Source organism: Pseudomonas sp. 2hn (assembly GCF_019646095.1).
Lineage (GTDB): Bacteria > Pseudomonadota > Gammaproteobacteria > Pseudomonadales > Pseudomonadaceae > Aquipseudomonas > Aquipseudomonas peradeniyensis.
Window position 1 is genome coordinate 2799136 of sequence record NZ_CP081016.1, and the last position, 21528, is coordinate 2820663.

25 protein-coding genes are annotated in these 21528 nt (G+C 65.1%); 12 read left to right on the forward strand and 13 right to left on the reverse strand.

All coding sequences use genetic code 11. From position 1 onward, the window contains the following. Positions 1-24: 24 nt before the first annotated feature. The 8 genes from K2O50_RS12565 to K2O50_RS12600 form a co-directional block, all read right to left on the reverse strand. Positions 25-984: a lysylphosphatidylglycerol synthase domain-containing protein gene (locus K2O50_RS12565; RefSeq protein WP_050705683.1), complete on the reverse strand. Its 960-nt coding sequence runs from the start codon at positions 982-984 to the stop codon at positions 25-27. Further along, entirely contained in the window at positions 984-2186 is a 1203-nt protein-coding gene (gene clsB / locus K2O50_RS12570; RefSeq protein ID WP_050705684.1) for a cardiolipin synthase ClsB, read from the reverse strand. The genes K2O50_RS12565 and clsB overlap by 1 nt, the downstream gene beginning before the upstream one ends. Continuing rightward, on the reverse strand, positions 2183-2956 hold the full coding sequence (locus K2O50_RS12575; RefSeq protein ID WP_050705685.1) for an endonuclease/exonuclease/phosphatase family protein: 774 nt from the start codon (positions 2954-2956) through the stop codon (positions 2183-2185). Before K2O50_RS12575 ends, clsB begins: the two co-directional genes overlap by 4 nt. Further along, positions 2953-3870 (reverse strand): DUF72 domain-containing protein, encoded by a 918-nt coding sequence (locus tag K2O50_RS12580; protein WP_050705686.1) that lies wholly within the window; start codon positions 3868-3870, stop codon positions 2953-2955. The genes K2O50_RS12575 and K2O50_RS12580 overlap by 4 nt, the downstream gene beginning before the upstream one ends. Before the next feature lie 137 nt (positions 3871-4007). Continuing rightward, complete coding sequence (locus K2O50_RS12585; RefSeq protein WP_050705687.1) at positions 4008-4382, reverse strand: NUDIX domain-containing protein; 375 nt, start codon at positions 4380-4382, stop codon at positions 4008-4010. A 36-nt stretch (positions 4383-4418) separates the two neighbouring features. Beyond that, on the reverse strand, positions 4419-4958 hold the full coding sequence (locus K2O50_RS12590) for a type 1 glutamine amidotransferase domain-containing protein (protein WP_050705688.1): 540 nt from the start codon (positions 4956-4958) through the stop codon (positions 4419-4421). A 46-nt stretch (positions 4959-5004) separates the two neighbouring features. After that, positions 5005-5148, reverse strand: a complete 144-nt coding sequence (locus K2O50_RS12595; protein ID WP_156329633.1) for a hypothetical protein — start codon at positions 5146-5148, stop codon at positions 5005-5007. Between the two features lie 108 nt (positions 5149-5256). Next, positions 5257-5553 (reverse strand): hypothetical protein, encoded by a 297-nt coding sequence (locus K2O50_RS12600; protein ID WP_082337741.1) that lies wholly within the window; start codon positions 5551-5553, stop codon positions 5257-5259. A gap of 231 nt (positions 5554-5784) precedes the next feature. Here K2O50_RS12600 and K2O50_RS26640 point away from each other — a divergent pair, with 231 nt between their 5' ends. From K2O50_RS26640 to K2O50_RS12610, 3 genes are read left to right on the forward strand one after another with little or no spacing between them, the layout of a single operon-like run. Then, positions 5785-5916: a hypothetical protein gene (locus K2O50_RS26640; protein ID WP_256205991.1), complete on the forward strand. Its 132-nt coding sequence runs from the start codon at positions 5785-5787 to the stop codon at positions 5914-5916. Positions 5917-5929: 13 nt separating this feature from the next. Next, positions 5930-6325, forward strand: a complete 396-nt coding sequence (locus K2O50_RS12605) for a low affinity iron permease family protein (RefSeq protein WP_050705690.1) — start codon at positions 5930-5932, stop codon at positions 6323-6325. Between the two features lie 14 nt (positions 6326-6339). Further along, entirely contained in the window at positions 6340-6891 is a 552-nt protein-coding gene (locus K2O50_RS12610; protein ID WP_050705691.1) for an ATP-dependent Clp protease proteolytic subunit, read from the forward strand. Between the two features lie 46 nt (positions 6892-6937). On the opposite strand, the gene K2O50_RS12615 is transcribed toward K2O50_RS12610, so the two are convergent. Then, complete coding sequence (locus K2O50_RS12615) at positions 6938-11059, reverse strand: CheR family methyltransferase (RefSeq protein WP_050705692.1); 4122 nt, start codon at positions 11057-11059, stop codon at positions 6938-6940. Positions 11060-11135: 76 nt separating this feature from the next. Then, entirely contained in the window at positions 11136-11261 is a 126-nt protein-coding gene (locus tag K2O50_RS26645) for a hypothetical protein (protein ID WP_256205992.1), read from the reverse strand. A 223-nt stretch (positions 11262-11484) separates the two neighbouring features. Between K2O50_RS26645 and K2O50_RS12620 the strand changes: the two genes are divergently transcribed. Together K2O50_RS12620 and K2O50_RS12625 are read left to right on the forward strand one after the other, a co-directional pair. Next, entirely contained in the window at positions 11485-11694 is a 210-nt protein-coding gene (locus K2O50_RS12620; protein ID WP_050705693.1) for a general stress protein, read from the forward strand. 104 nt (positions 11695-11798) lie between these two features. Beyond that, complete coding sequence (locus K2O50_RS12625; RefSeq protein ID WP_050705694.1) at positions 11799-12020, forward strand: DUF6555 family protein; 222 nt, start codon at positions 11799-11801, stop codon at positions 12018-12020. Between the two features lie 45 nt (positions 12021-12065). Here K2O50_RS12625 and K2O50_RS12630 read toward each other — a convergent pair whose 3' ends face one another. Together K2O50_RS12630 and K2O50_RS12635 are read right to left on the reverse strand one after the other, a co-directional pair. Then, positions 12066-12233 carry a hypothetical protein gene (locus K2O50_RS12630; protein WP_156329634.1) on the reverse strand — a complete coding sequence of 56 codons (168 nt, stop codon included), beginning with the start codon at positions 12231-12233 and terminating at the stop codon, positions 12066-12068. A gap of 112 nt (positions 12234-12345) precedes the next feature. Then, positions 12346-12960 (reverse strand): response regulator transcription factor, encoded by a 615-nt coding sequence (locus K2O50_RS12635; RefSeq protein ID WP_050705695.1) that lies wholly within the window; start codon positions 12958-12960, stop codon positions 12346-12348. A 107-nt stretch (positions 12961-13067) separates the two neighbouring features. Here K2O50_RS12635 and K2O50_RS12640 point away from each other — a divergent pair, with 107 nt between their 5' ends. Next, positions 13068-14699 carry a hybrid sensor histidine kinase/response regulator gene (locus K2O50_RS12640; protein WP_050705696.1) on the forward strand — a complete coding sequence of 544 codons (1632 nt, stop codon included), beginning with the start codon at positions 13068-13070 and terminating at the stop codon, positions 14697-14699. A gap of 5 nt (positions 14700-14704) precedes the next feature. On the opposite strand, the gene K2O50_RS12645 is transcribed toward K2O50_RS12640, so the two are convergent. Further along, a complete protein-coding gene (locus K2O50_RS12645) occupies positions 14705-15016 on the reverse strand; it encodes a hypothetical protein (RefSeq protein ID WP_050705697.1) in 312 nt (103 codons plus the stop codon). A 535-nt stretch (positions 15017-15551) separates the two neighbouring features. On the opposite strand from K2O50_RS12645, the gene K2O50_RS12650 reads away from it, so the two are divergent. From K2O50_RS12650 to K2O50_RS12675, 6 genes are all read left to right on the forward strand, one after another. Beyond that, positions 15552-15785 carry a hypothetical protein gene (locus K2O50_RS12650; RefSeq protein ID WP_050705698.1) on the forward strand — a complete coding sequence of 78 codons (234 nt, stop codon included), beginning with the start codon at positions 15552-15554 and terminating at the stop codon, positions 15783-15785. A 149-nt stretch (positions 15786-15934) separates the two neighbouring features. Continuing rightward, a complete protein-coding gene (locus K2O50_RS12655) occupies positions 15935-16198 on the forward strand; it encodes a DUF3077 domain-containing protein (RefSeq protein WP_050705699.1) in 264 nt (87 codons plus the stop codon). A gap of 388 nt (positions 16199-16586) precedes the next feature. After that, positions 16587-18566, forward strand: coding sequence for a cytochrome D1 domain-containing protein (locus K2O50_RS12660; RefSeq protein WP_050705700.1), 1980 nt, complete (start codon positions 16587-16589; stop codon positions 18564-18566). Further along, entirely contained in the window at positions 18563-19216 is a 654-nt protein-coding gene (locus K2O50_RS12665; RefSeq protein ID WP_186714338.1) for an SCO family protein, read from the forward strand. The genes K2O50_RS12660 and K2O50_RS12665 overlap by 4 nt, the downstream gene beginning before the upstream one ends. Then, entirely contained in the window at positions 19213-19869 is a 657-nt protein-coding gene (locus K2O50_RS12670) for an SCO family protein (protein WP_050705929.1), read from the forward strand. Before K2O50_RS12665 ends, K2O50_RS12670 begins: the two co-directional genes overlap by 4 nt. An 83-nt stretch (positions 19870-19952) precedes the next feature. Continuing rightward, positions 19953-21527 (forward strand): ABC transporter substrate-binding protein, encoded by a 1575-nt coding sequence (locus K2O50_RS12675; protein WP_082337761.1) that lies wholly within the window; start codon positions 19953-19955, stop codon positions 21525-21527. The last annotated feature ends 1 nt before the right edge of the window (position 21528 follow it).

Sequence of the window (21528 nt, forward strand, 5' to 3'; positions counted from 1 at the left end):
GTACCTCCCGGGCCCGACGGCCCATCAGCGCTTGTCGAGGGCCGGCCCGGCCTGTCGGCGCAAGGCCTTGGCACGCTTCTCGAGGATCAGGTAGGTGACCACCGCCAACAGCAGCGGAATCAGGTAGTACAAGGTTCGATAACCCAGCAGCGCGGCGACCAGCGTGCCCTGGCCGAGCTGGCCGTGGAGCAGGGCGAGGAACACGGCCTCCAGCACGCCGAGCCCGGCGGGAATATGCGCGACCACGCCCGCCACGCAACTGATCAGCAATACCCCCAGCACCGAGGGATAGAACAGTTCCGGTGGCAGCAGCAGGTGGATCAGCGCCGCCATCAGCGCCCAGTTGCTGGCTCCCAGGGCCACCTGGCACAACGCCAGGCGCAGGCTCGGCAGGGTGACTTCGTGCCCGCGCAGGTCCCACGTTCGTCGCTTGGCGAAGGCACAGGCGAACAGGTAAGCCAACGCGACCGCCACCATCAGCACGCCGATCAGACGCAGGCCGCCGGCGCCCACCGCCCAGCTATCCGGCAGCTTGACCAAGCCCAAGGCGAAAACCGTGCCGGCCAACAGCAGGTAGCCCATCCAGTTGGTCAACAGGCCCAGGGTGAGGATGCGGGTGATGGTTGGCGTATCGAGCCCCAGCCTGCCGTACAGGCGATAACGCAGGGCCACGCCACCGACCCAAGTGGTGAAGTTGAGGTTGAACGCATAGCAGACGAACGCCACCGGCAGCACCTGGCGGGCCGGCAGGCGATGGCCGGTGTAGGCGCGGGCGAGCAGGTCGTAGCTGGCGAACACCAGGTAGCTGCACAGGGCCAGCAGCAACCCCAGGGCCAGGGTCGAGGGTCGGTAGGCCAGCAGCGACTGGCGCACTTCGTTCCAGTCCAGGTTACGCGCCAGGGTGAACAGCAGCACCGGGATAAGCACCAGGAACAGCACGGTCAGCAGGCGTTTGCCCCAGGTCTTCCAGCGTGGCGTGGCCATCAGGTCTTGCCCCCGTGGTAGCCGGCCGGGGCCTCGCTGTCGGCTTGCAACGACTGCAGGCGTTGCCGGTGCGCCGGGAACCAGCCGGCGATACGCGGGAAATAGCGGGTGATATGGAAGCCCAGGAAGATCAAGGGTGCGCGCCACCAGTAGCCACGCACCATGCGTTCGAGCGTCACGGCCTTGCAGTGTTCGCGGGTGAGTTCGCTCAAGTGTTGGTAGAGCACATCGTTGAACCCACGGTCGCGGATCAGCAGGTTGGCCTCGAGGTTGAACGACAGGCTCAGCGGGTCGAGATTGCTCGAGCCCACGGTGGACCAGTCGTCGTCCACCAACGCCACCTTGCCGTGCAGCGGGCGCTGGCAGTACTCGTGGATGCGCACGTCGTCGCGCAGCAGGTAGTTGTAGAGCAGTCGCGAGAGCGCGCGTACCCAGCGCATGTCTGGTTGCCCCTGGAGGATCAGGGTCACTTCCACCCCCCGCCGGGCGGCGTTGCGCAGTTCACGCAGCAGGCGATAGCCAGGGAAGAAGTAGGCGTTGGCCACGATGATACGTTGCCTGGCTTCACGGAAGACCTGCAGGTAGCAGACCTCGATATCGTTGCGATGGCGCCCGTTGTCGCGTTCCACCAGCACGGCGCTGGCCGTGCCTGCGGTGGTGCAGGTCGGCTGGACCTGGCTGGCGGCGTCCAGCACCGCTGCGAGCATACGGCACGAGGAAGCGTGCACCTGGGCCACCACCGGGCCGACGACCTCCACGGCGTAGTCCTGCTTGGCCTGCGGACCGAAATCGCCGAGGTGGTCGGCGCTGTAGTTGATGCCGCCGATGAACGCGCGCTGCCCGTCGATCACCAGGATCTTGCGGTGCAGACGGCGGAACAAGTTGGTGCGCATGCCAGCCAGCCGGGGTTGCGGATCGAACGAATGGAAGCGCACCCCGGCCTCGGTCATCGAGGCGATGAAATCGTCGGGCAGGTCCGCAGTGCCGTAGCCGTCCACTGCCACTTCGACCCGCACCCCGCGCCGCGCGGCGTCGATCAGGGCCTGGCGCAAGGGTTGGCCGACCTTGTCGTCGTAGATGATGAAGGTCTCCAGGAGGATCTCCACCTGTGCCTGGGCCATGGCCTCGAACACGCGCGGGTAGTACTGCTCGCCGTTGATCAACAGTTCGACACGGTTGCCGTCGCTCCAGGACTGCTTCATAGCGTCACCTGCGCCACCAGCGGGGCATGGTCGGAGAGGTGTGACCACGGGTACCGGGACAACACCCGTGCCTCGCAGGCTTGTGCATTGCGCAGGTAGATGCGGTCCAGGCGTAGCAGCGGCAGGCGCGCGGGAAAGCTGCGCGCCGGCTTGCCAAAGGCTTCGCGCAGATGTCCCGACAGCCGCGCATCGGCTTTCAGGCGCCAGTCGTTGAAGTCGCCGGCGACGATGACCGGCTCGTCCGGCGGCAGGCTGTCGAGCAACGCCAGCAGCAGGCCGACCTGGCGCTGACGATGGTCTTCGCGCAGCCCCAGGTGCACGCAGATCGCGTGTACCTGCTCATGGCCGGGCACTTCGAGGAGGCAGTGCAATAGACCGCGCTCCTCGTTGCCGTGGATCGTGACGTCGAGGTTGTCGTGGGCGCGGATCGGAAACTTGGACAGCAGGGCGTTGCCATGGTCGCCATGGGGATAGACCGCGTTGCGCCCGTAGGCGAATTGCGGCCACATGCTGTCGGCGAGGAATTCGTACTGAGGTGCCGTCGGCCAGGTCGGATGGCGTTCGGCATGCCGCTGGTGGCTGCCGTGCACCTCCTGCAGGAACACCAGGTCGGCCCCGGTGGCGCGCACCGCCTCGCGCAGCTCCGGCAGGATGAAGCGGCGGTTGAACAGGGTGAAGCCCTTGTGCACGTTGAGGGTCAGCACCGTCAGGCGGTGCACGGCGTTCACCTTGTCGATGATGCAGCGGGGAGCAGGCAGGGTCCCGTTCATAGCGGCTCCTGCGGCTCGACGCCAGGCTCGGTCACCAGCTCGCCGTCAAGGCCGAGCTTGGCCAGCAGGCGGCGGGCATCGTAGGGGGCATGCACTTTCTGGTCGTTGTCGAAGTAGCAGTACACGTCACGAGAGGCGCGTTTTGCCGGAGCGCGGCCTACCACGTGCTGGGCATCCTCCGGCTGGCCGCCGGCAGCCCAGGCCTGGATGCGCAGGCGCCAGCGGCGTAATGCGTTGGCGGTGTAGCCGCTGCTATAGAGCTCGACATCGCCATGCAGGCGCAGGTACACGAAATCGGCCGTGACCTCCTCGACATAAGGCCATTTGCCCGCGCTGTCAGCGACCACCAAGGCAATCTTGTGCTTGCGCAGCAGGCTGATGAAGGTGTCACAGAGGAAGCTGGGGTGGCGAATCTCCACGGCGTGGCGCAGGCGTGCGTTACCTCGGATGGCAGTGCCGCCGTTGCCTTGCAGGCGCTCGGCCGCCTGGCGAGCGAGGAGGCGGGCAGCGTTGCGGTCACGCGGCAGCTTGGCCAGGAAGTCGCTGAAGCGTTGCGCGTCGAACTTCAGGTTCGGCGGAAACTGCCAGAGAAATGGCCCCAGCTTGTCGCCCAGCAGCAATGGGCCCGATGCGAAAAAGTTGGCTAGCGCTTCATCGATCTCGCGAAGCCTGCGCACATGGGTGATGTAACGCGGTGCCTTGACCGAGAACACGAAACCCTGCGGTGTCTGGTCACGCCAATGACCATAGCGCTCCGGTGTCTGCAGCGCGTAGAACGAGCCATTGATCTCTATGCTGTTGACCGCCCGCGAGGCGAACGCCAGCTCGTCGTCCTGGCGCAGTCCCTTGGGGTAGAAGTCCTTGCGCCATGGGCCATAACGCCAACCGGAAATACCAATGCGGATCTCGCTCACGAGAGCCCCCTGCGTTCGTGTACTTATCAGTAGCGACTGGTAGTGGGGTGAGAGGGTTCAGCACGATTGACGAGTGGCGCGGGTGGGAAAGCCCTGGGTCGAGCTCGGAGTTTCTGTCTGCGCCTATGAGTAACTTCCTAGCAAATTTGTCCTGCCCGCTTGAGCAGGTCCAGGTTGGTAGGCTTCACCGTCACATGAACCAACTCGACGGGTGTGAACCAGCGGCATTCGACTATCTCCCCGGATGCGCGCGGTACCTCTGAACGCTCGACAGGCATCCGGTAAAGGTAATGTTCTTCCATCGCATAGGCGTGATGGCCAAGGTGCCGAGCGTTTCGCAGCGTCAGGCTTGTCTCCTCCCGCAGTTCCCGACGGGCCGCCTCGAGTGGTTGTTCGCCCGGTTCGAGCTTGCCGCCGGGCAAAGACCACTCTGGCGCCTCTTTGCGCACGAACAGGATCTTTCCCTCCTGCGTGCAAATGACGGTTGAATGCAACTCTCGGGGTTCACTCATGAGGCCTCCTGGGGGCAAGTGGTGAATCGACAGCACTCAACCCGCCAGTGCCTTGATCAACTGCTCGTTGAAAGCCGGGATATCGTCTGGCTTGCGGCTGGTGATCAGGTTGCCGTCCACCACCACTTCTTCATCTACCCAGTTGCCACCGGCGTTGCGAATATCATCCTGCAATGTCTTGTAGCTGGTCAGCCGCCTGCCTTTGGCCAGATCACTCGACACCAGCAGCCAGGCACCGTGACAAATCACCGCCAGCGGTCTGCCTGCCGAGTTGTGGCTTTTCACCAGTTTCTGAGCCGCGGGTATCAGGCGAATGGTATCGGCGTTCTGTACGCCACCCGGCAGCACAATGGCGTCGTACAGATCAAGGTGGGCGCTCTCGAAGGTGGCGTCCACTGCAAACTCGTCGGCAGGCTTGTCGTGATGCCAGCCGCGAACGGTGCCTTCCTTGTCACTCAGAATGTCGACTATCGCCCCATTGGTTTCGAGAGCTTCGCGAGGGCCTGTCAGCTCCACCTGTTCGAAGCCATCAGTGACCAGGAAGGCCACACGCTTGCCATTCAATTGAGCTGTCATTGTTCGATCTCCGTTTTCGATGAGCCTGCGCAAGCGAAGGACTTTGTCATCCGTCGGATTGCTCCTCGGGTGGCACCTGGCCTTCCGGCCAGTCGGGCGCCTCATGTTCCGGATCGGGCGGTGGTACCTTTTCGCCGGGATCGTGCGGTACTTCATCGACGTAAGGGTCTGGATGATTGGGGTCGATCATGGGCTAATACCTCGTCAGAGAATTTTCGGCCTTGCATACCGCCAGTACCGGGATTGTCAATACGATCCCCAGGGCGAACGCTGTCGCCCTGGGTGGACCCCAGTGAAATCAGCGTTCCTTGTCCATGCCCTGGTCTTGGTCGCGTTGTTGACCCCCAACTTTTCCAGGGTCGGTAAGGTTCTCCCTGTCATCAGGCTGTTCCACCGATTGCCCGCCTTGTCGCCCGGTATCCTGGGACTGCGCCCAATCCTTGTCGGTCTTGTCCTCAGGCCGCTGGCCGCCTTGCTGCCCGCCTTTCTGCCGGTCGGTCATGTCGCCTGCCGAGCCGTGGCCCCCTTGCTGGCCGGCGTTGCCCATGTTGTTGTCGGCGTTGCGGTCGCCGCCCTTGTCTTGATTGTCAGCCATGATGGCTTACCTCTGGTCGAACACAGGAAGGTCTGTGTTCAGTTGTGACTGGGTGTTCAGTCATCGCACTGCAAATATTCTCGGTTTTTCGGACCAGTTGCCTGAAGGACCGCGAGGCAAATATTTAGCGGGTGAACAACCGCCGTACAGGTCGTGGTCTGGGAGAAAAACTGGAACTTTGCGCGCCTTGCGAGCCTCCACCGCATGGCGGCGCGTAAACCGAGGTGAGCCATGAACAGCGACGACGATTTCGACGACGATCAACCGGAACCCCCGGTGCAACCGGAGGAGGACGAGCCGGAGGTGCAACCGGACGACCCGGATATCGAAGGCCTGCCTGACGAAACCGGGCAACCGGCCTGAAGGAGATCCAGCCATGAAATTCGACCGGTTTGCCCAATGGCTGGCCAACCACAGTGGACGCCCGGTGACCTTCGCCATCGCATTGATGCTGATCATCGCCTGGGGCGTCAGCGGGCCGTTGTTCCACTTCAACGACACCTGGCAACTGGTGATCAACACCTCGACCACGATCATCACTTTCCTGATGGTGTTCCTGATCCAGAACACCCAGAACCGCGACAACGATGAGTTGCACATCAAGATCGACGAGCTGCTGCGCACCACCAAGCGGGCGCACAAGGCACTGCTCGACCTCGAGGACATGGGGCCGGCCGAACTGCATGCGCTGCGCAAGCATTACCAGCAGATGGGCGAGCACGCCCCGGCGACGCCGGGCAGTGACGCTGGGGAAAAGAACACGCCTGACTGACCCTGGAGGACGACATGGCCAGACACATCATCCACTACACCGGCCCGATCAACTCCGCGACCTGCGGCAACCTGATCAATACCTGCTCCAAGGCCCTGCAGCAGGGGGCCGAGGTATTGCAGCTGAACATCGCCACCATGGGCGGCGAATGCAGCTACGGCTTCACCCTGTACAACTTCCTGCGCGCCTTCCCGGTGCCGGTGCATACCCACAACCTGGGCACGGTCGAGTCGATGGGCAACATCCTGTTCCTGGCCGGCGTTCATCGTACGGCCTGTGCCTGCAGCAAGTTCCTGTTCCATCCCTTCCATTGGACCTTGCACGGTTCGGTGGACCATGCGCGCATGGCCGAGTACGCCATGAGCCTGGACTACGACCTGCGCCTGTATGCGCAGATCGTCGCCGAGCGCACCGAAGGCGCCAGCGACGTGCTCGACGTGCCGCGCTACCTGATGGCCTATCCGCGGATCCTGGCGCCGCAGGAGGCGCTGGCCAGCGGAATGATCCATGCCATCGACGAAATGCCCATCGCTGCGGATGCGGTGCAATGGAGCGTGCATGCGTGAGTGGGGCAGGTGCCAGTGGAATCAGCGTTGATGGCGCTGTGCTGGCTCAATAGGGCACCGACCCGCACAGTGTCTCTATGGCGTCGACCAATTCGTCGTAGCCCACCGGTTTACTGAGGTGGCGGTCGAAACCTGACTGGCGCGAGCGGTACTGGTCGGCGCTGGCGCCATACCCGGTCAGGGCAATGGCCGGTGTATAGCGCAGGTGTTCCAGGCCACGCAGCGCCTTGATCAGGGCGTGGCCGTCCATTACCGGCATGCCGATATCGGACAGGATGATATCGTAGCGCCCGCTGGCGGCGGCCTCGAGTGCCGCTTGCGGGTCGCTGTAGGCCTCGACTTCCGCGTTTTCCATCTCCAGCAACTGCTGCATGACCTCGAGAATTTCCACCGAGTCGTCCACCAGCAGCACCTTGATACCGTCCAGGCGGCCGTCGCTGGTCTGTTCGGGCGACTCCGACGGAGCCTGGCGCCCGGGCGCGCACAGTGGCAGGCAGACCGTGAAGGTCGTGCCGCAACCAAGCCCCGGGGAATACGCCGCCACTGTCCCGCCATGAGCCTCGACCAGCTGGCGCACCAGTGACAGGCCGATACCCAGGCCGTCGCGGTGGTTGCCGGACAGCTGCGGGCCGGCCTGGGTGAACAGGTCGAAAACGCGCTCCAGGCTCTCCTCGGTCAGGCCGACGCCTTGGTCGATTACCTCCAGGCGGGCCTGGGTGTCCCTTCTGCTCAGCACTACGCGGATCTCGCTGCCCGCAGGGCTGAATTTCAATGCGTTGTTCAGCAGATTCCAGACGATCTGCTCGAGCCGCGTGCCATCGGCCTCGATGTGGACAGGTGCGCCATCCGCCGGCAGTGCCAGGCGCACGGCGCAAGGATGCTGTTCGTTGAGTACCACGGCATGGATACCCTGCAACACCGCGCACAGGTCGATCACCTGGGTCTTGAGCTTGAGCTTGCCGGTGCGGATACGGGCGACATCGAGCAGGTCATCGATGATCCGCGCCTGACTGGACACTGCGTCGCAGATGATTGCGGCAGCCTTGCTGGCGGTACTGGCGGCTTTCACCGAGGGCGACCGGCGCAGGATCTCGGCGTTGAGCTGGATCAGGTTCAGCGGATGCTTGAGTTCGTGGGACATGACGGCGAAGAATTCGTCCTTCATGTGGCTGCTGCTTTGCGACTCGGCCAGTTGCTTGCTCTGCTCGTCGTGCAGGCGCTTGTGGCCGGTGAGGTCGCGAGCGATCTTGACGTAGCCCCGCAGGCTGCTGCCCTTGAGCCGCGATACCTCGCCGCTGCAGTAGAAGCGGCTGCCATCCTTGCGCACGTGCCAGCGCTCGTCCTGGCCGCGGCCATGGAGGCGGGCGCTGCGCAGTTCGCGCTCGGGTACACCGCTGGCCTGGTCCTGCTCGGTAAAGATCAGTTTGTAATGGTGGCCAAGGACCTCATCCTTGCCATAGCCGAAAATCAGCGCGGCACCGGTGTTCCAGTCGGTGATCAGGCCTTGTTCGTCAAGCAGGATGATGGCGAAGTCGTGGGTGCTCTCCGCCACCAGGCGCATGCGCTCCTCGCCCTGGCGCAGGCGTTCCTCCGCGGCGCGGCTCTGGCTGATGTCGATGAAGGTCAGCACGGTGCCGTCGACGTTGCGCTCGCTGGCCCGGTAGGGCAGCAGGCGGGCCAGGTACCAGTGCTGGTTGTGGCCGACCACCTCGCGTTCGATGGTGGTCTCGCGCTCGACTACCGCCCGGGCGTCGTCGGCCAGGCCGGGGTAGTCGAGGCGATGGGTGATGTCGAGCAACGAACGCCCGGTGTCCACCGGCAACATGCTGAAGATGTCGGTGGCGCGGGGGGTGAACCAGCGGATGCACAGGTTGCGGTCGACGAACACCGTGGCGATGTCGGTCGAGGCGATCAGGTTGCTCAGGTAGTCATTGACCTTGTCGGTTTCCTCGACCTTGGTCTTCAGCTCGTAGTTGACCGTCAGCAGCTCTTCGTTGATCGACTGCAGTTCCTCCTTGCTGGTTTCCAGTTCCTCGCTGGCCGAGCGCAGCTCCTCGTTGATCGCCTGCATTTCCTCGTTGGAGGCGGTCAGTTCCTGGCTGGAAAACTCCGATTGCTCGATGGTTTCCTGCAGTTGCAGGCGCGTGCGATGCAGTTCGCGCTCCAGGTTGGTCAGCAGCATGCCTTCGCTCTGCTCGACGGCGGGGCCGGTGTTGCTGTCGGTTTCGACGCACTGGAATATCACCAGCAGGCAGTCGGTGCCACTGGGGTCATCCTGGTGCGGCTGGATCAGGATCTGTACGGAGGTGGGGTGTTCGTCGAGGCTGACCGCGACCCTGCGCGATGTTACCGCCTGGCCGCTGCCTTGTGCCTGCAGCAAGGTGCTGCGCAGGGCAGGTCGCAACGGCGCGATGACGAGGCTGAGCAGGTTGTGGCTGAGCTCGCCACCTGCGTGACGCAGGAAACGTCCGACGCCTTCGCTCATGTGCAGGATATTGCCCTCGGTATCGACCACCAGGCTGGGCGGCGTGCAGCGGGCGAGAGCGCGGTGATGAATCTCGGCGTAGGACAAGCGGCGACTGCTGCGCGCGCGGGCAGGAGACGCGAGCACAGGTTCCGGGGCCTGCAGGCGCGCCGGATGGCTGGTGGTCTGCACCTCCCGGGCGCGGAAGATACGATTGCGTTTGTCCACGGCGACAAACAGGTCGGCGGCAAGGTCGGTCGACTCGGAGCTGCCCAGAAACAGATGGCCACCAGGACGCAGGGCGAAATGGAACAGGCGCAGGATTTCGCGCTGCACATCGCGGTCCAGGTAGATCAGCAGGTTGCGGCAGACGATCAGGTCGAGTTGGGAGAAGGGTGGATCGGACAGAAGGTTGTGGCGGGCGAACAGGACCTTTTCCCGGATTTCCTTGCGCACCCTGAAATGCTGGTCCTCCTTGATGAAGAACTGGCGCAGACGCGCCGCCGACACATCGGTGGCGATGGCGTCCGGATACCGTCCGGCGCGGCCAATGCCGATGGCACGTTCGTCGAGGTCGGTGGCGAATACCTGCACCTGGGCACTGCGCTGTTCCACCGCCGACTGCTCGGTCACCAGCATCGCCAGGCTATAGGCCTCCTCGCCAGTGGAGCAGCCAGCCGACCAGATACGTACCTCGCGCGCGGACTCTTCATTGGCATCCTTGCTGACCAGGCCCGGCATCACATGGCGCTGCAACGCGTCGAACGCCTCGCGGTCGCGGAAGAAGTTGGTCACGCCGATCAGCATGTCGGCCAGCAACGCCCGCGATTCCTCAGGGTGGCGTTGCAGGAAGTCGAGATAGCCGGCCAGGTCTGTCTGGCCGGTCACATGCAGGCGGCGCTCCAGGCGGCGCAGTACGGTGGCGCGCTTGTAATGGCTGAAGTCGTGCCCGGTCTCGCCTTGCAGCACCAGCAGGATCTCGTCCAGCAACGGGTCGCTCGCCGTCGGATCGCCCTCACGCTCCCCCAGTGGCGGCGGCAGGCTGTCGTCTTCGATTTCCGGCAGCTTCACCTGGCGCGCCGTGCGCCACAACTCGACCAGGCGCGCGGGCATCTCATCCACCGGCAGCAGCAGGTCGACCATGCCGGTGGCCAACGCCGCACGTGGCATATCGGGATACTCGGCATCGTCAGGTGCCTGCACCAGGGTCACACCACCTTGCTCCTTGATTCTCGACAGGCCTACGGCGCCGTCGCTGCCCGTACCGGAGAGCACCACGCAGAAGGCATGATCCTTGTGAACGTCGGCCAGGTCGCGAAAGAACAGGTCGATGGCCACATGATCACCGCGACTGCGCTTGGCCGGGCTGACCCGCAGGTAGCCGTCGTTGGTCGACAGGCGATTGGCCGGTGAGATGACATAGACATGGTTGCGTTCGATCGGTACCGGCTCGCTGACCTGGCGCACCGGCATGCGGGTGACGGCCTGGATGATCCGGTCGGCCTGGCTCTGATGGTCCGGGGACAGGTGCAGCACCACGACGAACGCCATGCCGGAATCGTCCGGAGTGTGCTGGAAGAACCGGCGAATCGCCTCCAGGCCGCCGGCCGAGGCGCCGAGGCCGACCACAGGGAAATCCAGGTGGCTGGGGCTGAGCGCCGGATTGTGCGGCGAGGCGAGGGGCGATTTGCTGGACGACTTCATGGCATCAGCCTTGTACGGAGCGGGAAATGGCCCTGAGCGAATCGCCGGGCACTGGGCGCAGATTATAAGCTGCTGGTCACTTTGGCGACGAGCGGTTGTCCTCGATCAGCGCAAAGGCAGCATGGTCGAGTTGGCAGGCACTGGTGAACAGCCGGCGATTCGGCTCAAGGGCGAGCTGTTGGCAGGCGCGGGTCAAGGGCATGGCGACTCCGTTATTCGATGAATGTATTCAGTGATGTGACCGCAGGCGAAGCGAATAAGTGCAAACGATCTGTCTGTTGCTGAGCGCACGCACCTCGCACGCTGATCGCCGTTGGTCAGAGCATTACGAGAACGAGTGAGTTGTCGCGAATCGCGACAACTCATAACTGTTGCACGGTGGCACTGTCTGCCACGTCCAACCAATACGTAGAAGGAGACACGTCATGGCTCGTGACCCAGACCAGACCGACCGGCGCGGCGGCACCAAGCAAACCAATCCCGGCAACTTCGCCAATGATCGCGAGCGGGCATCCCGTGCAGGTCAGAAGGGCGGCCGCAATTCAGGCGGTAACTTCGCCAATGACCGGGCTCGCGCCTCCGAGGCGGGCCGCAAGGGCGGTCGCAACAGCCATGGGGGCGGCAGCGGTTCGTAACAGGCTGGCCCTTCCTTCACAGTGTCGGACAATTTTTTTGAATTTTCATGGAGCACCGCGATCAGTCAGAGAGTCATCCATGGAGAAGAGGAGGGCCAGCGGCAATGCCAAGTCCCCAGCTATTTACCATTGAATATCGGCTGCACGGAGAGCCGCGGCGGTTCATCATCCGCCAGGAGCACATGGACAACGCCGAGGCCTGGCACTGGGCCAGTTGCGACGCGGGGTTGGGGATCATCCCGAAGTTTGGGCGGGAAAAGATCAAGAAGGTCAGCCGGCCGATGGCCGAGCGGCATGGCATCACGGATGTGCACTGGCGGGTCTGACCCGCTCCTTCGGTAAGGTATCGGCCCTTTGGGAGCGGGCATTCTTCAAGCCCCGGATTCCGGATCACTGGCCGGTACACCGGGGCGATTCTCTTCCTCGTTCAGGTTGGGATCGGTATCCGGGTCGTCGGCTTGGTCATTGCGTCGGTCAGGCTCCAGTTCCGGCCAATCGCTCTGCACGTCACCACCACCCATCCAATGTTTCTCGTTCATGTCGGCATCCTCGTTCAACGCGTGAGGCGGAATAATCCGCTCCTCGTGAATTGGGATCGTGCAGCGGCATGGGAAGGTCTATTTCATCCGATCCTTGGCGACAAGCGGTCCCTCAGTTCCCGGAATACTTCACCGCCGCCGCCGTGCGGGTCGGCACATTGAGGGTCTTGAGCAGCGAAGACACATGAATACGTACCGTGAACGGCGAGATATCCAGCGCCCGTGCGATCTCCTTGTTGGTCTTGCCCTGGGCGATCAGGCGCAGCACGTCCTGCTGGCGATGGGTGAGTTGTTCCAGCTCGCTGGGTGTTCCCAATTGCGGCAGCAGGCCACTGGGCAGGTAGTTGACCACCACCTCGCCGGCGCGGATGGCGAGGATGGCCGCGCCGATCTCCGCAGGGCTGACACTCTTGCCGATAAAGCCATCGACGCCGGCGGCCATGACTTCGCAGATCACCTGCGGATCGTCGACCATCGACACCACGATCAGTGTGGTGCGCGGCAACTGCCGGCGCAGCTCGGCGAGGCGGCCGATGCAGGTAAGGCCGGGAAAGCGCAGGTCGAGGATCAGGGTGTCGGGCGTCGCGCCCAAGGTGGCCAGGCGCAACACCTCGGCCAGGCTGCCGGCTTCCTCCAGCCGGGCGTCGGGCAGGATGCGTCGCACGGTGTTGACCATGGCTTCCCTGAACAGCGGATGGTCGTCCGCCACGATGATGCGGCAACTCACGTCGAGGAACTCCCTGTCGTCCGACACATGCTAATTTAGCAGTCAGGTGCGGCATTTTCCCATGATGATTGCCGCAAACGCCGACTGGCGCACAAGGACGTTACCCCATGAGGTTCGAGAAGAACAACGAATTGGACCAAGCCAACCTGCGCATCATCGTCGCCTCCTGCGCGATCAGCTACGTGGCGTTGCTGGGCTTCCTGCCGGGGCGCTCGCCGGCCACCTACCTGCCGGTACTGCTCTACTATGCCGGTTTCGTGGTGGTGTCGATCGGCATGCGCCAGGCCATCAAGCGCTGGCCCGGGCATTACCCGGCGCGGCGGATCTTCGGCATGCTCGGCGACTACACTGGTACCTGTTTCGGCCTGGTGGTCGGCGGCGAGACCGCATTGCCGCTGTACGCGGTGATGGTGTGGATCAACCTGGGCAACGGCATGCGCTTCGGTTCGCGCTACCTGGCCATCGCCACAGTGCTGGCCCTGGGCGCGTTGCTGGTGGTGTGGCGGCTGACGCCCTACTGGCAGGAGCAGCCGTTCCTGCTGCCGATGCTGCTGACCACCAGCACCCTGATCCCGTTCTACGCCCACCTGCTGCTGGAGCGCACGCGCAAGGCCACGGCCCTGGCCGAGGCCGCGACCCGCGAGAAATCCCGCTTCCTGGCCCAGGCCAGCCACGACCTGCGCCAGCCGATCCACTCCATCGGCCTGTTCACCGCCTGCCTGCGCGAGGCACGCCTGGGCGAGGAGGAGCGGCGCCTGGTGGACAGCATCGATCGCTCGCTGCTCAACGTCTCGCAGCTGTTCCGCTCGATCCTCGACCTGTACACCCTGGACAACGGCCGGGTGCAGCCGAAATGGGAGACCTTCGCCGTGGACGGTTTCCTGCGCGAGCTGCTGCGCCAGAACAGCGAGGCGGCGCGCTGGGCCGGGGTGGAGATGCGCCTGGTGCCCAGCCGTCACTGGATCCGCGCCGACCCGGGCATGCTGGCGACCATGGTGCAGAATGTGCTGTCCAACAGCTTCAAGTATGCCGCCGGACGCCCGCTGCTGATCGGCGTGCGGCCTCGCGGGCAGGGCCTGGCCATCGTCGTCTGCGACCAGGGTCGGGGGATTGCCGAGGAGCACCAGGGCCGGGTGTTCGAGGAGTTCTACCGGGTGCGCGAGGCGCGCGACAAGGATGTCGAGGGGGTCGGCCTGGGCCTGGCCATCGTCAAGCGCCTGGGGCGGTTGATGGGCCTGGAGGTCAGCCTGCGTTCGCGCCTGGGGCATGGCACCAGCGTGATCCTGCAAGGGCTGGCCAATGCTCCCGCCCAGGTGCCGCGAACCCCTGTCGACCAAGCCTTGCAGGCGGGTCTGCTTACCGGTCTGCGGGTTTGCCTGGTGGAGGATGACCACAACGTTCTGCAGGCCACCAGTGCCCTGCTGCAACGCTGGGGATGCGAGGTCCAGGCCGAAAGTTCGCCCCATGGCCTGGTCAGTGACTGCGATGTGATCGTCGCCGACTACGACCTGGGGCCGCAGGCTACTGGCATCGACTGCATCGACCAGTTGCGCGCGCAGCGCGGCGCCGATGTGCCGGCGCTGATCATGACCGGTCACGACATCGACAGGCTGCAGGGCGCCTTGCAGGCGCGGGGCATTGCGGTGCTGGCCAAGCCGGTGCGGCCTGCCGAGTTGCGTGCGGCGTTGCGCGCCCTGCGCGAGACGGCAGCGGCGCCGGCGGTTCAGGCCGGCGCTTGAGGGTGTCACTGGAAGACGGGGGCCTGGCCTTCCTTCCAGCAGGTGGGGGAAGGGGTGTAGATGCCCATGCCGGCCACGGCGACCAGGCCGCCGCTGGGCACCTGGCAGTCGAACTGGCCCTTGGAGGTGCTGGCTGTGAAGTAGGTGGTGTTGGAGTCGCTGCGCAGGTTGCTGACCTTGCTTACCGGTACGCCGAGGGTGACCTCGGTACGCTGCTTGAGGGTGTCGGCGCTGGGGCTGGCGGTCTGGCAACCGGCCAGGGCAGCGAGGCCGGCGAGCAGGAACAGGGACTTGAAGGGGAAGGACATGGGGATCATCGCGTTGCTTCCTTGGCATTGTTCTCGGTACGGCGCACCACCGCCAGGAAGGGGGACTGGCGATAGGGCGATGGGCCGACTATAGCGCCGGGGGACGTGGGGCGATCTAGGGCGGATGTGCGAGATGGCATATTGCCTTGATGGTTCTTGAAAGGGGCTGATCGCATGTTGACTGCCAGGTGTCAGGCGATGGTTCTGCAGCGTTTATGAGATCGAGCGCCGCCCTGACGCGGTCACTCCCATCCTGAAACATCAGACTTAACCGCTTCCTTGTAGTCCATTTCCCAAACATACTCCGCCCGCTTTTTTTTCATCTCAAGGGCATCTAGTCTCGCCGGGTCGCTGTACATCAGCGACGCAGCTTTGACAGGCTGTGATGAACTGAAAGCACATGGTTTCACCTGCAAGGGTGGCTGTGCGTAGGGCACGTTCGCGTGCGCCGGTCTTTTCAGTTCCTCCGGTCTGTCAACCTACGTACAGCTGCCACCATCTGTTTGACAGCAGCGTGGATGGTTGCCCACACCAGGAACTGTTTATGCTCAAGATCGTCCCCGACCCACCCACTTTCCTTGAAGACACCCTGGTCCAGACCACCGAACACGTGCTCTGCGCCCTGGCCGTCACCCAACAATCCGTCGCGCTCATCTCCCGGTCTCCCGGCTCGATGCTGGTACTGGCTGCGCTGCATGAGATGGAGGCGGTGCGCACGCTGCTGGATTCGGCGTTGGCGCAGTTACAGATGACCACGCAGGCGCCGACCCTGCACTGAGTGTGAGTTGCCTGGCGGCCCTCATCGCGGGGCAAGCCCGCTCCCACGTTTTGAGTCCATGTTGAATTCAACGCTGAGTTCATAGCGTGGGAGCGGGCTTGCCCCGCGATAAGGCCGGCCCAGGCAAAGCCCTTTTCAAGGAGATCCCCATGACGCCAGAAGACCCCCATACCACCGCTGGCAAGACCCGTTTTTACCAAGGTGAAAACAACACCCAGCCCCTGTTCTGCATCGAGCCCGGCATTCCCTGCCAGCACGCTCGCGAACAGTCCTCGGAACTGATGGACTGCGTGCGCCACCTGACCTTGGTCGGGGTGATGGAGAGCGACCCACGCATGGTCTGGGCCGCTCACTATCTCAGCGCCTTGGCCAAGGCGTTGATGGACGATGCCGAACTGGGCATGGCGCATTAAGCCTCAACCGGCTAGGAATCGCCGGGGTCGCTTTGCGACCCTTTCGCGGCACAAGGCCGCTCCTACAGGGGCACGCGGTCTCTTGTAGGAGCGGCCTTGTGCCGCGAAAGGGCTGCAAAGCAGCCCCGGCAATCTTGAATTGGAGCGGCCATAGTCCAAAAAACGCAAAAACATTGAAAAGGGGCGTAAAGCGCCCCCGTCTTTGGGGCAGCCTCCCCAATACCCTCCACTTGTTTCTCCAACACTCTGATTCAAAACAATTTTATTGATGGCATAACGCTTGCTTCCACCCTCCACAGAACCCTTGAGCCCCGTGGAGGTGCAGCATGGTCATCCCGCTCGAAGGCGCTGCTCCGTGCGCGCCCATCCCCGTCAGCGGAGCGCGGGCATGAACCGCAAGCTGCGCCCAGCCTACCTGGGCCTGTTGCTGGGCACCGCGCTGATCGGCCTCGGCGTGGCCTACGAAAAGCTCTGGTGCGACCCCCGCGAACTGCTGCAGGAGGCCGCCGATCCCCAGGCCTTGCACACGCTCAGCCGCGACGGCGTCACCGTGGAGTTCGAGGCGCGCCCCCTCGGCGGCGGTGAACTGCGCGAGGGCGACTTTGCCAACATCCGCTTCAAGGTCAGCGACCAGTCAAGCGGCCAGCCGCTGTCGGGCATGGCCCCCGGCGCCTGGCTCGACCCTGCGCAATCGGCGCCGGTCGGCGACCGCGACAGCAGCTGCAAGGCGCGGGTGGCGTTGTTCCTCAAGAGCAGCATCGGCGCTCGCCCTTTGCTCGACCTGAACAGTTACTTCCTGCTGGTGCTGAACAAGGACGCGAGCCTCACCGTGATCGACCCGACCGTGTCGGTGGGCGGGGTCACCAGCACCCTGGCGCGCATCGACTTGCCGGGTCGGCCCATGGACTGGGTGGCCACGGGCGATGACAAACAGGTGTTCGTGTCCATGCCCGAACGCAACCAGGTGGCGCTGATCGACACCGAGACCTTCACCCGCGTGGCTACCGTGGAGGCCGGCGAGCAGCCGCTGCGGGTGGCGCTGCAACCCGACCAGCGCCTGCTGTGGGTGGGCAACAACAGCCAGGACCCGGCCAAGGGCGGGGTGACGGTGATCGACGTGCCCAGCCGGACCATGCTCAAGTCGTTCGTCACCGGCTCCGGCCACCACGAGATCGCCTTCAGTGCCGATTCGCGCTTCGCCTTCGTCAGTAACCGCGACGGCGGCACCCTGAGCGTCATCGACACCGCCCAGATGCGCTTGGTGAAAACCCTCGAAGTCGGCCCGCATCCGCTGTCGGTGGCCTACTCGCCCTTGTCGCAGGCGGTGTACGTGGTCGATGGCCAGGAGGGCACGGTACGGGTGATCGATGCGCGCAGCCATAGCCTGCGCCACACGGTCAAGGCCGAGCAGGGCCTGGGGCCGATGCGCTTCAGCCACGATGGCCGCTACGGCGTGGTGCTTAACACCCTGGAGAACCAGGCGCTGGTGATCGACGCCAGTACCGACCAGCTGATCCACCGCATCCCGGTGGCCGCCGAGCCCTACCAGCTGACCTTTACCAAGGCCTACGCCTACGTGCGCGGCCTGGCTTCGCCGAAGGTGAGCATGATCAACCTGGCAAGCCTCGGGCAGGGGCGCACGCCGATCGTCCAGGGCTTCGAGGCCGGTCCGGCGGCGCCGCGCCAGGCCGGCGACCTGCCGCTGGCCCAGGGGGTGAGCATTTCCCGCGACGACAACTCGGTGTTCGTGGTCAATCCGGTGGACAACACCACCTACTTCTACGCCGAGGGCATGAACGCGCCGATGTCGGGCTACAACAACCGCGGTCACCAGGCGCGCGCCGCGCTGGTCATCGACCGCAGTCTGCGCGAGGTCGCGCCGGGGGTGTACGGCTCGACGGTCAAGCTGCCGGCGGCCGGCACCTTCGACGTGGCGTTCCTGCTCAACCAGCCGCAGATCATCCATTGCTTCAGCACCGAGGTCGCGGCGCTGCCGCAGTCGAGCCTGCGCAAGCGGGCCCACGCCGAGTTCATCGGCACCGCGCGGCCATTGCTGCAACACGCGCACTACATGGCCCAGGTACGCATCCTCGGCGAGGACGGCAAGCCGCGCCATGGGCTTGAAGACCTGAGCCTGCGCTACTTCCTGGCGCCTTCGTCGCTGCCGCGCGACGTGGCGCTGGTCGAGGTGGGCGACGGGCTCTACCAGGCACCGCTGGAGCTGGCCGAGGCCGGCGCCTGGTACCTGCACGTGCAGTCGCCCAGCCTCGGGCGCGCCTTCACCGAAGACAACTACACCAGCCTGCGCGTCCTGCCGAGCGCAGCAAAGCCCAGCACTTCCCAAGGGGAAGCCAGGAGTGTGCGATGACGCGTCTGCATGGCGGAAAACTGCTGGGCCTGAGCCTGCTGCTGGCCAGCAACCTGGCCCTGGCCCACGCCGGCCACGATCACGGCGGCCAGCCCGAGCCACCACCGGCCGCGCGCCAGGAGAAGGCCAGCGTGCGCTTCGCCGATGTGGCGCTGCTGGACCAGGACGGCATGCCGGTGCGCCTGGAGCAGGACCTGGTGGGGGATCACCTGGTGGTCATGGGCTTCATCTACACCAGCTGCACCACGGTGTGCCCGGTGGTCTCGTCGATCATGAGCAAGGTCCAGCAGCAGCTGGGCGGGCGGGTGGGCGAGGAGATTCGCCTGGTGTCGATCAGCGTCGACCCGCAGCGCGACGACTCGAAACGCCTGGCCGGCTATGCCCGGGCGTTCCAGCACGGGCCGGGGTGGAGCTGGCTGACCGGCTCGCCCTATGCCATAAGCGAGACGCTCAAGGGGCTGGGCAGCTTCAGCGCCAACCTCAGCGAGCACCCGCCGCTGATCCTGGTCGGTGACGGGCGCAGCGGGCATTGGACGCGCTACTACGGTTTCACCGACCCCAACGTGCTGATCGGCGAGATCAACCGCCTGAGTGCGCGCCGGGTGCACGCCAAGAGCACGGCCATCGCCGGCCAGGAGGTGCGGCCATGAGCGCGCAGACTTCCCGCCATGCCGGCATGCGCAGTCTCGACTGGCTGGTGCTCGGCGGCTGCCTGTGGATCCTCGCCTCGGTCGCGTTCGCCCACGAGGGCCACGCGCCGGCGCCGCAACCCGCGCCGCAGCCCATGGTCAGCGGCGGCGGTACCCGTGATGCCCAGACCTGGTTCACCGACACCGTGCTCACGGACCAGGACGGCCGCGAGCTGCGTTTCTACAGCGATGTGCTCAAGGACAAGGTGGTGATGCTCAATGTCATCTTCACCCACTGCAACGACGCCTGCCCGCTGATCACCCGCAAGTTGCGCGAGGTGCGCGAGGCCATGGGCGCCGAGCTTGCGGGGCAGGTGACCTTCGTCTCGGTGAGCAGCGATCCGCTGAACGACACGCCCGAGGTGCTCAAGGCGTTTGCCCGCAAGCAAGGGGTGGACGGGCCGAACTGGCTGTTCCTGACCGGCGACAAGGCCAGCGTCGACCTGGTGCTCGGGCGCCTGGGGCAGTTCCTGCCCAGCCCCGAGCAGCATTCGACGCAGTTGATCGCCGGCGACGTGGCAGGCAAGCGCTGGAGCAAGATCCGTCCGGACGCGCCACCGGCGGCAATTGCCCAGCGCATGCAACTGCTGGCCCAGCCGCTGGCGGGGCGGTGACTACCATGTACTTGCCGACCCCTGTAGGAGCGGCCTTGTGCCGCGATCGGGCGCCAAGCGGCCGTAAATCAGGCGACGCCGATATGCCTGATATACCCCATCGCCTGTCATGGCGGCCGCTGCGCGCCCGATCGCGGCACAAGGCCGCTCCTACAGGGGCACTGTGGCTGGTACTGTGGCTGCTATGCACCCCAGCTCTGGGCCTGGACCTCACCGACCACGAACAAGCCGGCAAACGCCTCTACCGCGAAGGCGTTTCCAGCAGCGACGCCCAGTTGCTGGCCCGGGTCGGCCCCGCTGACATGAGCGTGCCGGCCAGCGTGCTGCCTTGCGCCAGTTGCCACGGCAACGACGGGCGCGGTCGCAGCGAGGGCGGCGTGCGCCCGCCAAGCCTGGACTGGCAGCGCCTGGCCCTCGGCCCTGGCGATCGCGAGGTCAACAACCGACGCTACCCGGCCTATACCGAAGCCAGCCTGGCGCGGGTCGTGCGCAGCGGCATCGACCCCGCCGGCAATCGACTGGACCCGGCCATGCCGCGCTTCGAACTGAGCCTGGCCGACCAGCGCAACCTGGCGGCCTACCTCAAGCGCCTGGGCGAGGACCGCGATCCAGGCGTGGAGGAGGGCACCCTGCGCCTCGGCACCTTGCTCCCCGAACAGGGCCCGCTGGCCGAGGCCGGGCGGACGGTGAGGGCGGTGCTGGAGGATGGCATCGCCCAGCTGAACCAGACGGGGGGCATCCATGGCCGTCGCTTGCAGCTGATGGTGATGGACCCGGGACCGGATCCGGCCAGTACCGCACAGGCGCTGGACAAGCTGATACACAGAGAGCGGGTTTTCGCCCTGATTGCGCCCGTGGCACCGCTGCTCGACAGTCGCCAGCTGGAACAGGCGGGCCTGCCGCTGATCGGCGCCACGCCACGCAGTGGCAGCAGCGCCCAGGTGTTCGACCCTTTGCCGGGCGTGCCCGAGCAATTGCTCAGCGTGGCCCTGCATGCCCGCGACAGCCTTGGCCTGGCACCCGATGCCGTGCAGGTGATCTATGCCGGTGACGACCAGGCCGCGGCGGCGCAGGTCGTACAGCAGCGCTTGCGCCAGTTGGGCTTTACCGGCGTCTCCGCGCAAGCGTTCACCGGCCAGGCGCTGGCAGGCGAGGGCATCGTCTTCCTGGGGCGCGCCCAGGCGTTTGCCGAGCTGGCCGCCAGCCTGCAGGCCGCCGGCCGCAACCCCTACCTGCTGGCCGTGTCGAGCCAGGTAGCCGGTGCCGTGCCGGGGCTGGCACCGGCCTGGTCGCGACGCGTACTGCTGGCCTATCCGTTCGTGCCCGGCGACTGGACCGCGCGGGGCCGGGCGACCCTGGCCGGCGTGCAGCAGCGCCAGGGGCTGGAACCGCGCCAGGCGTCGCTGCAGGTGAGCACGCTGTGCGCCTGGCAGTTGCTGGTCGAAGCCTTGAAACAGGTGGGGCGCGACGCCAGTCGTGAACAGTTGCTCGGCGCCCTGGAACAGCTGCATGACGTCGACACCGGCCTGACGCCGCTGCTGGGCTTCGGCCCCGGACGTCGACAGGGCATGGCCGGCGCCCATGTGGTGGCGGTGAGCCTGCCGGGCCCGGGCTATGTCGAGGTGGCGCCGTATCGTCCGGTACCGGACTCACCATGAC

Excerpts from the sequence above, each read along its gene's own strand:
- K2O50_RS12655 (WP_050705699.1), top strand. The coding sequence starts at position 15,935 with ATGACGCCAGAAGACCCCCATACCACCGCTGGCAAGACCCGTTTTTAC.
- K2O50_RS12660 (WP_050705700.1), top strand. The coding sequence starts at position 16,587 with ATGAACCGCAAGCTGCGCCCAGCCTACCTGGGCCTGTTGCTGGGCACC.
- K2O50_RS12665 (WP_186714338.1), top strand. The coding sequence starts at position 18,563 with ATGACGCGTCTGCATGGCGGAAAACTGCTGGGCCTGAGCCTGCTGCTG.
- K2O50_RS12605 (WP_050705690.1), top strand. The coding sequence starts at position 5,930 with ATGAAATTCGACCGGTTTGCCCAATGGCTGGCCAACCACAGTGGACGC.
- K2O50_RS12645 (WP_050705697.1), bottom strand. The coding sequence starts at position 15,016 with ATGATCCCCATGTCCTTCCCCTTCAAGTCCCTGTTCCTGCTCGCCGGC.
- K2O50_RS26645 (WP_256205992.1), bottom strand. The coding sequence starts at position 11,261 with ATGCCCTTGACCCGCGCCTGCCAACAGCTCGCCCTTGAGCCGAATCGC.
- K2O50_RS12630 (WP_156329634.1), bottom strand. The coding sequence starts at position 12,233 with ATGAACGAGAAACATTGGATGGGTGGTGGTGACGTGCAGAGCGATTGG.
- K2O50_RS12670 (WP_050705929.1), top strand. The coding sequence starts at position 19,213 with ATGAGCGCGCAGACTTCCCGCCATGCCGGCATGCGCAGTCTCGACTGG.
- K2O50_RS12615 (WP_050705692.1), bottom strand. The coding sequence starts at position 11,059 with ATGAAGTCGTCCAGCAAATCGCCCCTCGCCTCGCCGCACAATCCGGCG.
- K2O50_RS12610 (WP_050705691.1), top strand. The coding sequence starts at position 6,340 with ATGGCCAGACACATCATCCACTACACCGGCCCGATCAACTCCGCGACC.
- K2O50_RS12620 (WP_050705693.1), top strand. The coding sequence starts at position 11,485 with ATGGCTCGTGACCCAGACCAGACCGACCGGCGCGGCGGCACCAAGCAA.
- clsB (WP_050705684.1), bottom strand. The coding sequence starts at position 2,186 with ATGAAGCAGTCCTGGAGCGACGGCAACCGTGTCGAACTGTTGATCAAC.
- K2O50_RS12575 (WP_050705685.1), bottom strand. The coding sequence starts at position 2,956 with ATGAACGGGACCCTGCCTGCTCCCCGCTGCATCATCGACAAGGTGAAC.
- K2O50_RS12590 (WP_050705688.1), bottom strand. The coding sequence starts at position 4,958 with ATGACAGCTCAATTGAATGGCAAGCGTGTGGCCTTCCTGGTCACTGAT.
- K2O50_RS12675 (WP_082337761.1), top strand. The coding sequence starts at position 19,953 with ATGCCTGATATACCCCATCGCCTGTCATGGCGGCCGCTGCGCGCCCGA.
- K2O50_RS12650 (WP_050705698.1), top strand. The coding sequence starts at position 15,552 with ATGCTCAAGATCGTCCCCGACCCACCCACTTTCCTTGAAGACACCCTG.
- K2O50_RS12565 (WP_050705683.1), bottom strand. The coding sequence starts at position 984 with ATGGCCACGCCACGCTGGAAGACCTGGGGCAAACGCCTGCTGACCGTG.
- K2O50_RS12625 (WP_050705694.1), top strand. The coding sequence starts at position 11,799 with ATGCCAAGTCCCCAGCTATTTACCATTGAATATCGGCTGCACGGAGAG.
- K2O50_RS26640 (WP_256205991.1), top strand. The coding sequence starts at position 5,785 with ATGAACAGCGACGACGATTTCGACGACGATCAACCGGAACCCCCGGTG.
- K2O50_RS12640 (WP_050705696.1), top strand. The coding sequence starts at position 13,068 with ATGAGGTTCGAGAAGAACAACGAATTGGACCAAGCCAACCTGCGCATC.
- K2O50_RS12595 (WP_156329633.1), bottom strand. The coding sequence starts at position 5,148 with ATGATCGACCCCAATCATCCAGACCCTTACGTCGATGAAGTACCGCAC.
- K2O50_RS12600 (WP_082337741.1), bottom strand. The coding sequence starts at position 5,553 with ATGGCTGACAATCAAGACAAGGGCGGCGACCGCAACGCCGACAACAAC.
- K2O50_RS12585 (WP_050705687.1), bottom strand. The coding sequence starts at position 4,382 with ATGAGTGAACCCCGAGAGTTGCATTCAACCGTCATTTGCACGCAGGAG.